This is a genomic window from Vibrio sp. V23_P3S9T160 (genome assembly GCF_963886625.1).
In the GTDB taxonomy this organism is placed as follows: domain Bacteria; phylum Pseudomonadota; class Gammaproteobacteria; order Enterobacterales; family Vibrionaceae; genus Vibrio; species Vibrio anguillarum.
In genome coordinates this window covers 1-14710 of record NZ_CAWPDB010000122.1, presented here as the reverse complement: position 1 = coordinate 14710, position 14710 = coordinate 1, and the positions used below count along the sequence as shown (strand labels likewise).

At 46.2% G+C, this 14710-nt stretch carries 13 protein-coding genes; 6 read left to right on the top strand and 7 right to left on the bottom strand.

Features of this window, described 5'->3' with window-relative positions:
* Positions 1-25: 25 nt before the first annotated feature.
* The gene (gene trmY / locus AACU59_RS09280) at positions 26-625 is read left to right on the top strand and encodes a tRNA (pseudouridine(54)-N(1))-methyltransferase TrmY (RefSeq protein WP_094145287.1); all 600 of its coding nucleotides are present in this window, start codon (positions 26-28) and stop codon (positions 623-625) included.
* On the opposite strand, the gene AACU59_RS09275 is transcribed toward trmY, so the two are convergent.
* Positions 622-3498, bottom strand: a complete 2877-nt coding sequence (locus AACU59_RS09275) for an HD domain-containing phosphohydrolase (RefSeq protein WP_237666631.1) — start codon at positions 3496-3498, stop codon at positions 622-624. The genes trmY and AACU59_RS09275 overlap by 4 nt on opposite strands.
* Positions 3499-3687: 189 nt before the next feature.
* Here AACU59_RS09275 and AACU59_RS09270 point away from each other — a divergent pair, with 189 nt between their 5' ends.
* The gene (locus AACU59_RS09270) at positions 3688-4431 is read left to right on the top strand and encodes a phosphatase (RefSeq protein WP_017048481.1); all 744 of its coding nucleotides are present in this window, start codon (positions 3688-3690) and stop codon (positions 4429-4431) included.
* A gap of 98 nt (positions 4432-4529) precedes the next feature.
* Positions 4530-4916, top strand: coding sequence for a cytochrome b562 (locus tag AACU59_RS09265; protein WP_013868020.1), 387 nt, complete (start codon positions 4530-4532; stop codon positions 4914-4916).
* A gap of 46 nt (positions 4917-4962) precedes the next feature.
* On the opposite strand, the gene AACU59_RS09260 is transcribed toward AACU59_RS09265, so the two are convergent.
* The 4 genes from AACU59_RS09260 to uhpT form a co-directional block, all read right to left on the bottom strand.
* Complete coding sequence (locus AACU59_RS09260) at positions 4963-6297, bottom strand: MFS transporter (RefSeq protein WP_017048480.1); 1335 nt, start codon at positions 6295-6297, stop codon at positions 4963-4965.
* A 19-nt stretch (positions 6298-6316) separates the two neighbouring features.
* Entirely contained in the window at positions 6317-7852 is a 1536-nt protein-coding gene (gene uhpB / locus AACU59_RS09255; RefSeq protein WP_094145241.1) for a signal transduction histidine-protein kinase/phosphatase UhpB, read from the bottom strand.
* Positions 7852-8457, bottom strand: a complete 606-nt coding sequence (uhpA, locus tag AACU59_RS09250; RefSeq protein WP_026028260.1) for a transcriptional regulator UhpA — start codon at positions 8455-8457, stop codon at positions 7852-7854. Before uhpA ends, uhpB begins: the two co-directional genes overlap by 1 nt.
* Positions 8458-8652: 195 nt before the next feature.
* A complete protein-coding gene (uhpT, locus tag AACU59_RS09245; RefSeq protein ID WP_013868016.1) occupies positions 8653-10047 on the bottom strand; it encodes a hexose-6-phosphate:phosphate antiporter in 1395 nt (464 codons plus the stop codon).
* Between the two features lie 344 nt (positions 10048-10391).
* Here uhpT and AACU59_RS09240 point away from each other — a divergent pair, with 344 nt between their 5' ends.
* Positions 10392-10757 carry a hypothetical protein gene (locus AACU59_RS09240; protein WP_176428545.1) on the top strand — a complete coding sequence of 122 codons (366 nt, stop codon included), beginning with the start codon at positions 10392-10394 and terminating at the stop codon, positions 10755-10757.
* Between the two features lie 29 nt (positions 10758-10786).
* On the opposite strand, the gene gloA2 is transcribed toward AACU59_RS09240, so the two are convergent.
* Positions 10787-11170, bottom strand: coding sequence for an SMU1112c/YaeR family gloxylase I-like metalloprotein (gene gloA2, locus AACU59_RS09235; protein WP_017046047.1), 384 nt, complete (start codon positions 11168-11170; stop codon positions 10787-10789).
* Between the two features lie 9 nt (positions 11171-11179).
* Positions 11180-12103 carry a LysR family transcriptional regulator gene (locus tag AACU59_RS09230; RefSeq protein WP_094145243.1) on the bottom strand — a complete coding sequence of 308 codons (924 nt, stop codon included), beginning with the start codon at positions 12101-12103 and terminating at the stop codon, positions 11180-11182.
* A 174-nt stretch (positions 12104-12277) separates the two neighbouring features.
* On the opposite strand from AACU59_RS09230, the gene AACU59_RS09225 reads away from it, so the two are divergent.
* On the top strand, positions 12278-13474 hold the full coding sequence (locus AACU59_RS09225) for a glycine C-acetyltransferase (RefSeq protein ID WP_094125045.1): 1197 nt from the start codon (positions 12278-12280) through the stop codon (positions 13472-13474).
* Positions 13471-14499 carry an L-threonine 3-dehydrogenase gene (tdh, locus tag AACU59_RS09220; protein WP_094145244.1) on the top strand — a complete coding sequence of 343 codons (1029 nt, stop codon included), beginning with the start codon at positions 13471-13473 and terminating at the stop codon, positions 14497-14499. Before AACU59_RS09225 ends, tdh begins: the two co-directional genes overlap by 4 nt.
* Positions 14500-14710 lie beyond the last annotated feature (211 nt).

Here is a 14710-nt window from a genome sequence, read left to right as displayed (position 1 = left end):
TTATTGAATGAATTGAGTCAGTCACATGAGAGCTTTTGTTGTAAGGGCCCGCGCCGCTTCTACGGATAAACAGACTTTTTTAGCCTCTGTTGGGCAAGAAGCCCACACCGAAATTTTGGCCCACGTACTCATGAACGCTATTTTTACCGCGCAGTCGCATCGTGATGATGTGGTGGTCTATTTGGTGCTGGAAAGTACGCAAGATTTCTCGCGGACTTTATGCTTTGAGTCGAGCCAGTTGCACAATATCGGTGGCTTTCACGAGCAAGCCTTGCTGACCAAAATAGGCCACGCTTTAGACGTTTCCGTGGGTATGAGCAAAGAGCAAACCCGAGAGGTCGAGCAAGGACTCACGGTTGAAACCATCAGTTTTGAAAAGTTGGTGCAACGCCTTTCTGAAAGTTACCACTTGTATTTGCTGGATAAAAAAGGTGAAAGTGTCCGTGAGCATCAATTTTCTGACGACAGCTGCTTTTTATTAACTGACCACATCCCGATGCCGAAAAAAAGTTGGAACAGTTTAAAGCGCCTTAATACACAGAAAATCAGCCTTGGGCCTCGAATGCTGTTTGCCTCGCAGTGCATTGTGCTGATCCAGAATGAGTTAGATATTCACGGTCTTTAAAAAGTCTTCTTCAAACTCATTTTTACTTTTTTTATCTGTGCTTCTTTATCAATTGGGCTGTGCTGATCGGAGTGTAAAAACCGATCCGCATAGTCTTGATAAATCTCTTTTTCTAAAAAGAGTAAGTAAAGCTTCGGATCAATATGGCCTGTGGTGGCCATGGTGGTCATGATCGCGATCGATTCACTGAGCGTTTTGGCCTTTTTATAGGGGCGATCGCTGGAGGTCAGTGCTTCAAACACATCGGCTATCGCCATCACTCGAGCGGGGATCGAAAGCTGCTCTTCACTTAAACCTCTTGGATAACCCGCGCCATCCATTCGTTCATGGTGGCTTCCCGCAATATCAGGAACGTTTTTCATATGTTCAGGATAAGGTAACCGCTTGAGCATCATGATGGTTTGCACAATGTGATCATTAATCATAAAGCGTTCTTCGTTGGTGAGCGTGCCACGGCGAATGGACAAATTATAGAGCTCACCTCGGTTATAACGCAGTTCTCCCGGTTGTAAAATAAAGGTTTCTTGCCACAGATCTTGTGGACGACAACCGTTCACCCAGTGCAAATGGTGTACGGGTTTATCATCAAGCAAGCGCTCCATAGTGGGCAATGGTTTTGACTCTCCTGCACGTTGGTTCTCTATCCAAGAAGTACCGAGTTGATCATCTAAGGTCCGTTTCCACTCTCTTTGCGCAATTAGCTCTAAGCGGGAAAGGTCATCATCGCTCATAAACTCACTGCCAATGTTACACTGCGCGACGAAAGCAAATTCCTCATCGAGGATTTGTTGGTTCGTCAGCAACTGCTGCTTGAGATCTGGCTCGTTCTTGCCCTGCGCAACACCTTGCCAGTAGTCCGTTTCAGCTTGACATTTGAGCAGCTCAAAACGCATTCTAATTTCGTGAATTCTGTCGTAGATCGTTTCTAATTTGGTTGCTTTATCAATCACATATTCAGGCGTGGTCACTTTTCCACAATCATGCAACCAAGCGGCGAGAGTGAGCTCTTCCCACTCTTCATTGGTCATGGAAAATTGTGGGAAATAGGTGCGATCGTTTTCCGCCGCTTTAGTGATCATTTTGGTTAATTCAGGAACTCGCTGACAATGGCCGCCCGTGTAAGGGGATTTGGTATCAATGGCTGATGCGATCAATTCAATAAACGAGTTGAGCATCTCCTTTTGCCGTTGCATTTTGTCGATATTGTCTTTAGCGATTTCGGCAAAACTGAGCAGCTCTCGTAAAAATGCATGTTTGTCTTGCTGATCGGGAGTGATGGCCCGTTCGTAGCCTAGGTTTAATACGCCAACCAACTGCTTGTCTCGGTTGAGCAGTGGGAAAAGATAAAGATCAGAATTATACAGCTCATCTTTATGCTTACGCATCGAATTATCGGTTTTAGATAAGTGAACCGTTTGGCCTTTACGCAGTTCAGAAAGTAGCCACGGCATCTCTTGAGACAACTGATTGATATCAAGCTTAAAGGGAATGATGGCGTGGTTTGCTGCGGTGAAAAATTGGTTATTTTCGTTGGCATAAGTGTAGAGCAAAATAGTTTCAGCTCGAGTGATCAAATAGCTTTGATGGGTAATCGTTTTGGCTAACACACCGAATTCTTGGTTGCTGGCGGTTTCGCGTAATAGTCGCAGCAAGTCGTGCAGTGTATGCTCCATGAGCTCTATTGATTGGGTTAAATTGGCAACTTCACGGATCCGGCTTTTTGGGTAGCGTGTCTTTTTAAATTCAAAGCGCGTGATGTTGTCGGTCAATTGCACTAGGTTACCTAAAGGGCTGGCGAGCCTTTGCGCCACAAAACCAACTACTGCAAAAGCGATAGCGAGCATGATTAACGCGACAAAAATCTGCTGATCTCGCATCGAGAGCAAATCTGCGATCAAATCGTCTTGCGGTACCGCTTCTGCCAGCAACAAGCGTACATTGTCGTTTAAAAGTACCGGCGTTAACGTCACCGACCACGTTGTGCCATTCATATTGACCGTTTCATACAAAGTTTGGCTGCTGACCCGATTCAATATTGGTGCAAAAGTACTTTGCTGCAGCTGCTGTGCAATCTGTGAGGGATCTTGTTGTAGCTCGAACTTAGTATTGTGTTGGGCGAGTGGTCTAAATTGATTATCGAACAAAATGAGCTGAGCACTGTCAGAAAAACCCATCGTACTCATCTGTTTTGACAGTGAGTCAAGCGTGAAATCAGCGCCAAGCACACTCTTTCCATCGGCCGATCTACGTGACAGTGTGACGCCACTCGTTTGTAGGAAGAAAAAGAAATAAGGTTCCGTTAAGCGTATCGCGCCATCTTGACTTGCCGAGGTAAACCAAGGACGCACGCGAGGATCAAATTTATTATTGTTATCTTGTTTGTCGAGCAGGCTTTTAAGGTTCTGGTCTAAATAGATAAAGCGGTTAGTGCCATCAACTTGAGTGTAATGAGCCAATAGCTGAGCTTGCGCGGGGGCATCAAAACGCTGTTTGGCTTTATCAAAGCTCAGCGAGCGAAATGTAGTACAAGCTCCGGCTTCGTCACAATAATAGAGCGCGACCAACTGTGGATTACGTTGGAAGGTCAGCCAAACGGTGGCGAGTTGGCGTGGGTCCGAGATGACTTTATCCGGTTGATCAATTACGTTACTAAAAGCTAAAAAATCGAGCGTAGTCAAGATAGGCGCGGCACTTTGTTTAAATGCTGATTCCAGTTTTTTGCTGTTTTCGCTACTTAATCCTTGTGCACTTACCGTCAGTAGTTGCTGACTATGGTGATAACTTATGCCAATCAATACAATGCCGATCACCATGGCGAGCACTAAAAAGAGACTCGTAATGTGAATGCTCAGTGAGTAACGACGTCGTTTCATAACCAACTCCGAATTGGATGACATTGCTAAGTATTGTTCAATGTGGGTAAGTTGCAAAAAACCATTTCACATCGGTGTGTTTTCATCCGGTCAGAAAGTGTCGATATGGTGAATATATCGCCCTTAGATTGAAGTGCCATCAGCGAGGCTGTTACACTGAAGCATCGCTGTTGGAATGGAATAATTAAAATGAATCTTGTCGTTGATACTCATACTCACACTTATGCAAGTGGTCACGCTTACAGCACGCTCATTGAAAACGCGCGTTCAGCTAAAGAAAATGGATTGGCAATGTTTTGCACAACCGATCATGCCCAGTCGATGCCTGGAGCGCCGCATTATTGGTTCTTCTCCAATCAACGTATTTTGCCGCGCTTTTTAGACGGTGTTGCCATTATCCGAGGCATTGAGTCCAACATCATGAATCGTGCTGGCGAGATTGATGTTCACCCTTCTGTTGACCAAAACTTAGATTGGGTTATCGCCAGTTTTCATGAGCCCGTATTTCAGCCTGCCGATAAAGCTGCGCATACCGAAGCGTTGATCAATGTGATTAAAGGTGGACGAGTGGATGCGCTAGGGCACTTAGGTAACCCCAATTTCGATTTTGATTTTGATGAGGTGATCGCCTGCGCCGCCCAGCATCACGTTGCGATAGAAATTAATAACAGCACCTTAAAAGGACACAGCAGGGTAGGGAGTGTCGATCGCTGTTATGAAATTGCTAAGGTGGCGAAAGCGCATGGTGCTTATGTTACCACTGGCAGCGATGCCCATTTTTGTCAAGATATCGGCCAACTTCAACTGGCCAGTGAACTGCTTGAGAACGTTGGTATTGCTGCTGAGAAAGTGATTACGCACAGTGTCGAGCAGTTTCTGGCCTTTTTAGTACTGCGCGGGCGAAAAGCGATCGCAGAATATCAAACACTATAAGCCGTAAAGAGGTCATAAAAAATGACAAAAATTTGTCCCTCTTTTATCTTGAGATCCATTAAACTTGGCACTTCTTGCCAGAATAAAAAGAAATAATTATGAAAAAAATAATGATATTAACAGCTTGCGCATTATTTGCGGCTAGCGTGTCGGCGGCTAATGTTGACTTAAAACAGAACATGAAACAAATGAAGCTTGAATTTAAACAAGCGGCAGAAGCGACCAGCGTTGAAACAATGCAAGCACCCATTGAGAGATTAAGTCAGTTGGTTGAAGAGTCAAAACGAGGAAATTATCCACCGGAGAAGCAAGATCTCTATTTAGAAGGGTTTAATAAGCTTTCAGTGGCATTAGACAAAATCGAAGTGGATCTTGAGCAAGGAAATTTAGAGCAAGCTCAACAAACGCTGCGGACGGTAGACGAACTGCGTGTTGAATACCACGAGCAGCGTAACCCAAGTATCTGGAAGCGCTTATTTGGTTAATCTGCTTTGTGGCCCCCTCACGATAACGTTGGATTAGTTATAACGTTCAATGGTTCGTGGGGTGGTCGCTGCCTGAAAACTGAGCTTGTAAGAAAGGCAGCAGTAGTAAGCCGATCACAGCGGCGCAAACAGAAATGGTGACAAAAAAGCCTCGCCATTCGAATTGCTCGACAATAATGGCTAACGGGTAACCGGCGAGCGCTGCGCCCATATACGCAAATAACCCCACAAACCCAGTTGCTGCGCCAGCCGAATCTTTGTGAGAACATTCCGCGGCGGCCATACCAATTAACATTTGTGGGCCAAAGACAAAAAAGCCAATCGTAAAAAAGCCAGCGGCTTGGAATACAAACCCCGTTAACGGCATCAGCCACAGCGCTGCCACCGAAAGAAAAATGCCCATTGAAAAAATCAGGTTCATTGGCCCACGGTTGCCGCCAAACAGTTTGTCTGAGCCCCAGCCTGCGACTAACGATCCAATAAACCCACCGACCTCAAACAGCGAAAGCGCGCCATTAGCCGTGATCAAATCATAGCCTTGTTGCTCGGTAAGGTAGATATTTCCCCAATCATTGATGGCAGTACGCACTATGTAGACCAGTACATAGCTCAAGGCGAGTAACCAAATGTACTTATTTCCTAACACATATTTGTGCAAGATCTGTTTAGTGCTAAGGCCGAGGCCTTCATTTTCTTGCGCCAGTTCAAGGGCGTCATTACGCCATTGACCAACACTGGGTAAACCTTGGGTCATTGGTTTATCACGCAAACGCCAACATAAGAAAACCCCACCAATAACGGCTAAACAGCCCGGTACAATAAAACCTTCGCGCCAACTAAAATGGAAAGTGAGAAAGCCAACCAGTAATGGGATCAACGCGCCCCCCACGTTATGAGCGGTATTCCATAACGCCCACCAAAAACCACGTTCAGAGCGCGAATACCAAGTTGTCAGGAGTTTAGAGCAAGAAGGCCATCCCCAACCTTGGAACCAAGCATTGAGCACCCAGAGTAAGATGAACATACTGATTGAGCTTGAAAAGCCAAACAGAATATTGATAAAACCCGTTGCCATTAACCCTAGGCCCATAAAATAGCGCGGGTTGGAGCGGTCCGACAAAATCCCAGACAGAAATTTTGAGATACCATAGGTGATGTAAAACAACGTGCCCATGATGCCAATATCACTCTTATCTAAACCGAGGTCAGCAATCATCGCGGGCATGGCGTAATTCAAACTTTTACGCGTGAAGTAGAAAAGCGCATAACCGACATACATCGCCATCATGATGTGAAAGCGCCAATAACGGTACTGCTGGTTAACCTCTTGCGCTGATGCAAGAAGCGGTTGCGGTGGTTGAGAGCGTAGAAAATTTATCATAGTGCTTTATATTCCACGATTATAAGTGGGGCAGTGTGACGGTAAGCTGAGTGCCATTCTCGCTCATATCGTGGTTGGCTGTTGTAGACTGACAGTGGCTAATAATCTGAAAGTGGCCACCCAATGCCTCGACTCGCTCACGCATCCCCCGTAAACCAAAGCCGTTCAGCTGCGCTTGTGCTTTGAAACCGATGCCATCATCGTGAATGCGCAGTGTGACATCACTTGTCAACGAAAACTCAATCACAATGTGGCTAGCTTCCGCGTATTTTAAGGCGTTATTGAGCGCCTCTTGGCACAATCGATAAAGGGTCACCTTGGTGGCATCACTTAACTTTTGCAGTTGAGTGGTTGAGTTCCCCGTCCAAACCACTTGGGTTTGAATGCCGTGCGTCTCAAATTCAAGGTCACGCAGCAGTTGATCCAGTGCTTCGACTAGGCCTAAATCATCTAAGGTTTTAGGGCGTAAACGGGTTAGCAAACTTTTAGTTGTGTCGTAAACATTTAAAGAGAGAGATTCAATGGTTTTAGCACAATTGCTGGTGACGGGCTGAGATTCGACGCGTTGAATAATGCTGGCTTGAGTACGGATAGCGGTAATGTTTTGACCGATCTCATCGTGCAGCTCGCGAGCAATATCACGCCGAACAGATTCTTCAGCTTTGACTAATTGGCGGGACAAATTTTGGTTACGATCAAGCTGTTGGCGCAGCTTGGTGTTGAGATCTCTTTGTCGCTGCACACCCATTCCCAGCAAAATGCCGGTTAAACTTTGTGCTGAAAGAGAGAGCAGGAGATCAGTGATTTCCATATTAGAGACACCACTACGAGCCGCGATCAATGCAATGCTATTGAGCAGCGTACCGAGCAATGCACCTTGCCAGCCGTAGCGAAAAGCGAGCAAAATGATCGGGATGGCTAAACAAAATGGCGCAAAACGCCGAAGTTCATCAGGTAAACCAATTTGCAGCGCAATGCTTAAAATAAATAGTAAAGAGTAGAGTAAGACGTGACGCGTGCGAAATTCGATATGACGAGAGACTAAGTTCGCCGTCAGTGGAACCCAAGTGCTTTGGAAAAGATAATTCCATATCAAATAGCAGCTTGGCACAATCATTAAGCCAGCTGTGATGCTGACTAACATCACCATTGACGCGGTATGGCCGTGGTAGGTGGTGGCCAGCGTATTAATGATAGCGCTGGCGAGGATCAACCCGCCCATCACAATAAAGCGACGCCACTGACTTCCGTGGTAGTAGCGCTGGGCGAGCAGGTTTAAGGGCAGCGTTGCGATACTGGCGGCGAGTACTGTCAGCCATTGAGGTTGTTCCATTAGCATGGCGAGCGCAATCGTCAGCCACCATTCTGCACCATAAATTGCGGGCCAGTAACGTTGTGGACTGTGCAGTGCAGTGCCTAAACGCAGAGCAAAAGGAAAGAAGAAGATCGCCAGTTCCGGATCGTTGACAAAATAGTAGGCGATAACCCACAAGCAAAACCAACTGCAAGAGAGCAGAAACCAAGCGCAGAGTGACGTAATAAAATAGCGTGGCATTAGAATGAGTCAGAAAAATATTTCGCTAAGGCCACGTTATTACTCACACCTAACTTATCCATGGCATTGGCGCGATGGACATGAATGGTTTTGTGGCTAAGTCCAAGCTCATTGGCGACCGCTTTCACATCCAGCCCGGCAGCCAGCATTTCACTGATTTGCCGCTCACGTTTGGTCAACTGTGCTAATAGCTTTGCCTCGCGCTTGGGAGAGGTGAGTTTAAGCGCAATATCGGGTGTTAAGTAGCAACCACCATGGGCGCTGGTTCGTACGGCTTGGATGAGTTCATCTGGGCTACAACGTTTGCTTAAGTAGCCTCTTGCTCCAGCCTCCAAGGCTTTTTCGACCATGGCCGCGGAATCGTGAACGCTCAGCATAATGCACGCTATCCCAGAGGGTAGATCTTGAAGCAGCGACAGCCCGCTTTCATCAGGCATTGAAATATCAAGAATACAGACGTTTGCCCCCGTGCCGGGAAGCCCTGCGCGTGCTTCGGCCGCCGAGCTAAATTGGCCGACCACTTGGATATCGTCTTCAAGGTTCATGAGTTGGGCAAAGCCTGAACGTACCACGATATGGTCATCCACTAGTGCTACTTTGATCATCACAATCCCCGCTGTTTATATTGCCTGAGTAAAAAGGGAGCTTAAACTAACGCCACAGAGACAATTAAACAAGCAATATATCCCTTTGCTATGGGTGCCATTGTAGAGGAGTCTAGCGCGTCAAAAAGGAAGGGGTGGCACAATAAAACGCGACACACTCATAAAAGAGAATATCGCGTTTGATTTTGCTGGGAGCTAAGCGGCAGCTGCGGCCAGCTTTAGCCTTTTCTCATGGCGGATCTTACGCTCTTCTGCGATCGCGACAAAAATCAGCAGTACGATACAGATCATCGCTGAAGTGTCGAGCGCAGCAAAGGTGCCCTTCCAGCCAGTGAGGCCAAAAATCGGTGTACCGTCGGCGATCATACCTAGGCCAAGTTTGGCAAAACTATCACCAATTAGGTAAGCAAAGGTGCCTTTAACGCCATCGGCGACACTGATCGCTTTTTTCGGCACAAAGCCAACCGCAGCAACACCAATCAGTAATTGTGGGCCAAAAACAAGGAAACCTAGCACAAACAGTGACGCGAGATACATAAACTCGCTGGTGGCGTGCTGATAGAATTCGAGCGCAACAATGATGAGTCCCAGAGAGACACAGGCGACCAAAGCTCGGCGGCCATTAGCAAGATCGGACAGATAACCCCACATTAAAGTGCCGACTAATGCGCCCACTTCAAAGAGAGTGAAGCCTGAAATGGCCGCTTCTTTTGACAAACCAAGTTCTTGATAGGCATACACAGTAGACCACTGGTCGATGCCGATACGCACGATGTAGAGGAAGATGTTGGCAAAGCAGAGTAACCAAATCACTTTGTTTTTCAAAATGTATTCAACAAAGATCTCACGTTTGGTCATTTGGTTTTCTTCCGCAGCAATATCTTCCTCACTGACCGCTTCATCAAACAACTCTTCGACCGTACCTAAACCGTATGCTTCAGGAGAGTCACTACCGTAACGCAAACCAATGAAACCCACCACTAATGCGATGATTGATGGGAACACAAACATGCCCACAACGTGACCATTAAAGAGATAGTTTGCACCAAACAGTGCTACGCCTGCCGCACCTGCGCCGCCGACATTGTGCGACATATTCCATAAACCTAAGTAGGTGCCGCGTTTATTTTTGGGCGTCCATTTGGTGATAGTGGAGTAGCTTGATGGCCCACCAGTACTTTGGAAAAAACCGCTTAGCGCATAAAAAGCAACCATTAGGAAAATGCTGACGCTTGAACCGCCCATGCTCATGCTAAATCCAAGCATTGCAATACCAGAAAGGATCAGCATAAAAGGTAGGAACTGTTTCGTGTTCTTGCCATCGGCGTAGTAAGAGACCACTGTCTTACCAATCCCGTAAGTGATGGAGAAACCAAGACCAATCAGCCCTAGCTGTGTCATCGACAAGCCGTAGGTTGAAATCATATCGTTTTGTGCAACGTTGAAGTTTTTGCGCACTAAATACATCGCCATGTAGCCAATAAACACCACAAGGTATGATTGTAAAAATGGTTTGAACCACATTTTACGGCGTTCTGCTGCGGGGAGATCGAGGGTCGGTAGCCGAACCTGTTGCAAAAGTTTTAGCATGTGAAATCCTTAGAAAATCACGTCAAAGAAATCTCTGCTGTCAGTCAATTCACACCAGAGTCGAATGGCTAGCAACCGTCTGGCTGCATCATAGAGTGATTGTAAAAATCGGCTTGGCGATTGACTTGAGGGCATGGCCTAACTGAGTTAAGAATATTTCCTAGTTTGGGAGGATTGATAGACAAAGCGTGAATGGAGTCACATTGATATGCATCTTGAAACGTCGTCTTTAAGCTAACGATTTGTAGCGAACTTGAGGGTATTTGTTAAGTTTTTAGCGCTGCCGCACTGTTATTTTTATCATTGCGTTATATAGTGTCGACAAGAAAAAATTGAGTGTTGCTATGATTCACCTAAACCGTTTTAACAGAATAATGTTGCTCACCAGCGCGCTCAGTTGGGTGTTGGTGTCGCTTATGCCTGTAATAAACGCGCATGGCAATACGGCGGGGGTTTGGGCCACACTGTGCACCATTAATGGTTTTGAGCTGGTTCAAATTGAAGAGGGAAAAGTACAGACACAGCATACGAAACCCTGTCCCTTTGCTCATTTCTCCACCTTTCATCAAGATTCACTTCCAACGACACCTTTACTGACACGACTGAACTTGTTTGTTTCAGACAGCTACACTTTTTTGGCTCTAAGTGTACGATTTGAAAAACAAGTTCCTCGTGCGCCACCATTATTTAATCTGTTGTACTGGCGTTAGAAAATAGCCTTGATTCCTTCCTCTATTCACTATTCAGAATAAAGCTCTAACGGTAAACCATCTGGGTCGGCGAAAAATGTGTATTCGCGACCAGTGAACTCATCAACGCGGATGGGCTCGACGATGACGCCTTTTTCCTCTAAATACGCTTTGACTTCACTGACACTGTCCACCACAAACGCTAAATGTCGTAGCCCTTGAGCTTCAGGGAAGCTTGGTCTTGGTGGTGTATTTGGAAATGAGAACAGTTCAATTTGTCCGCCATCGGGCAGAGCAAGATCCAGCTTGTATGAATCGCGAGCGGCGCGGTAATTTTCAGCAATAACAGGCAGCCCTAAGATCTGAGTATAAAACGCTTTGGAACGTGCGTAGTCTGAACAAATAATCGCCGCATGGTGGATTCGTTTTAGCATGATTAACCTTTATTTGTTGAGCTGGCTGACCAAATGTTCAGTGACGTAATCAATGAACACCCGCAGCCTTGCTGGCATGTACTTGGTTTGCGGATATTGCATGGCAATCGAGCCGTAGTAATTACTTTTGATCGTCCAATCGGCTAATAGTCGGACGACGCTGCCTTCAACGAGCGCTTGCTGAATGACAAAATCATGGAAGATGCCGATACCTAAGCCATTTTTCACGCCGTTCAAACGCATTTGTGAGTGGTTTACTGCATAGCGGCCTGAGACGGCCACCGTATGGAACTCATCTTCTTTATGAAAATCCCAGAGATGGTCACGCTCGGTTTCGGCAAGATACAAGCAGTCGTGAGCCGTTAATTCGATAGGGTGGATTGGCGTGCCTCTGGCCGCTATATATTCTGGGCTGGCGCACAACACTAAGTGGGTTTTGCCAATTTCACGCAATACCAAGTTTTCATCTGGCTTATCAGTCAGTTTAAACGCCACATCAATATTGTGTTTGAATAAATCGATCGCACCATCTGCAGCTCTCAGCTTAAGTTGAATTTCAGGGTATTGAGTTAGAAAAGGAAGCACAAGGGGTTGCAGAACTGAGTTCAAAAATGCTTCAGGTGCCGCAACAGTGAGTGCGCCTGCAGGTTCGGTGTGGTCAGAGGTTGAAAGCTCAACCGCTTGCTGCGCAGCGTTGACCATCAACAGACTTTGATCATAAACGCGCTTTCCTGCCTGAGTGATTAAGAGTTGGCGCGTGGTTCGCTCAAATAACTTCACTGATAGTGCTTGTTCTAAACGGGTAATCAATTTACTTAATGCCGAAGGTGTTACCCCCAGCTTTTGAGCGGCTGCCGTAAAGCTACCTTCATTGACGACGAGAATGAAAGCCGCTAAATCAGGCAGCAGGGCGATAAGACGATGCGTGATCATAATTGTATTTGTGCCTGAAGTTCACTAATGGTTTTCCATGTCATGGGATAATAGTCGTAAATGGGATCAACTAAAATACCATTAAGCGATTTTACAGTGTAAATGAAGGGTCTATTTTCGTTTAGGCTGCCCTACACCATAGCTATTGCGCTATATAAAAATAAGGACGTAGCAATGTCTTCTGCATTTTATCAACAGATCCAAAACCAGCTTGAGGAAATCAAAGCGGAAGGTCTGTATAAATCTGAACGTGTGATTACCTCGCAACAACAAGCGGCGGTCGAAATTTCTACTGGTGAAGAAGTGTTGAACTTCTGTGCCAACAACTACCTTGGTTTGGCTAATCACCCAGCGCTGGTTGAAGCGGCGAAGCAAGGTATGGACAGTCACGGCTTTGGTATGGCTTCGGTACGTTTCATCTGTGGTACGCAAGATATTCATAAGCAACTGGAACAGAAGCTCTCTCAATTCTTAGGTAAAGAAGATACGATTCTTTACACCTCATGTTTTGATGCAAACACCGGTTTATTTGAAACTATTTTAGATAAAGAAGACGCGATTATCTCTGACGCGTTGAACCATGCCTCAATCATTGATGGTGTGCGTTTATGTAAAGCGATGCGTTTTCGTTACTCCAACAATAACATGCAAGAGTTGGAACAGCAGTTGATCGCAGCCGATGCGGCGGGCGCTCGTAATAAGCTCATCGTAACGGATGGTGTATTCTCAATGGATGGCGTAGTCGCAAACTTGCCCGCGATTTGTGATTTAGCCGATCAATACAACGCGCTCGTCATGGTGGATGATTCACACGCGGTTGGATTTATGGGTGCAAATGGCCGTGGCACGCATGAATACCATGATGTGATTGACCGTATTGATATCATCACCGGTACCCTTGGTAAAGCGATGGGTGGTGCCTCAGGTGGCTACACTTCCGGTAAAAAAGAGGTAATTGATTGGCTTCGTCAACGTTCACGTCCTTATTTATTCTCTAATTCGGTTGCGCCAGCGATTGTTGCAGCATCGATTCGCGTGCTGGATTTACTGGCAGAAAGCGCCGCGCTTCGCGACCAACTTTGGGATAACGCCGCGCATTTCCGTACTCGTATGGAAGGCGCGGGGTTCACTATGGGTGGCGCGGATCACGCCATCATCCCGATTATGCTCGGCGATGCTATCGTTGCAGCAGAGTTTGCAGAACGAGCACTAGCTAAGGGCATTTATGTTGTTGGTTTCTCGTTCCCTGTTGTGCCCAAAGGCCAAGCTCGTATTCGTACACAAATGTCAGCCGCGCATAGCCGCGAGCAACTCGACCACGCCATTGATGCGTTTATTGCTGTTGGCCAAGAAATGGGGCTCATTAAATGAAAATTAAAGCATTATCCAAACTCAAACCAGAGCAAGGCATTTGGATGACCGAAGTACCAATGCCTGAACTTGGTCACAACGATCTGCTGATTAAAATTAAGAAAACCGCAATTTGTGGCACCGATGTTCACATCTATAACTGGGATGAGTGGTCACAAAAAACCATCCCAGTGCCAATGGTGGTTGGCCATGAATACGTCGGTGAAGTGGTTGGCATTGGTCAAGAAGTTCGCGGTTTTGAATTAGGTGATCGCGTGTCTGGCGAAGGTCACATTACTTGCGGCCATTGTCGAAATTGCCGTGGTGGTCGTACTCACTTATGTCGTAATACTGTGGGTGTTGGTGTGAACCGCACTGGTGCATTTTCTGAATACTTAGTTATTCCTGCGTTTAATGCTTTCAAGATCCCAGATGGTATTTCCGATGATCTAGCCTCGATTTTTGACCCATTTGGTAACGCTGTACATACTGCATTGTCATTTGATTTAGTCGGTGAAGATGTGCTGATCACTGGTGCTGGTCCAATCGGTATCATGGCGGCCGCAGTGGCGAAACACGTTGGTGCACGCCATGTGGTGATCACCGATGTCAACGAATATCGCCTTGAACTTGCGCGCAAAATGGGCGTGACACGCGCCGTGAATGTTGCGGAACAAAAGTTAGAAGAGGTCATGAGTGAACTTGGTATGACGGAAGGTTTTGACGTCGGCCTTGAAATGTCAGGCGTACCGAGTGCCTTTAGTTCTATGCTGAAAACCATGAATCACGGTGGTCGTATTGCTTTATTAGGTATCCCACCTTCAGATATGGCGATCGATTGGAACCAAGTGATCTTCAAAGGTTTGGTGATCAAAGGTATCTATGGCCGTGAAATGTTCGAAACTTGGTATAAGATGGCAAGCCTCATTCAATCTGGCCTCGATCTAACGCCTATCATCACTCACCATTACAAAATTGATGACTTCCAAACGGGCTTCGATGCTATGCGCAGCGGGCTTTCTGGCAAAGTTATCCTCGATTGGTAATAATCGAATATTGAAGTTGAAGCGCTCCGGTTGGGGCGCTTTTTTTTGTGGCTAGAAAACATGAAATGGAAGAAATAGCCCCATTTAGCCCCCCAAAAAGCCCCAATTTAGCCCCAAAGAGAAACTTTCCCTATACCAAACGCCCCAAAAAGCCCCAAATATATAAAGCTCCCATTTATTCATTTTTTGCATACTAATACGGAAAAGTATT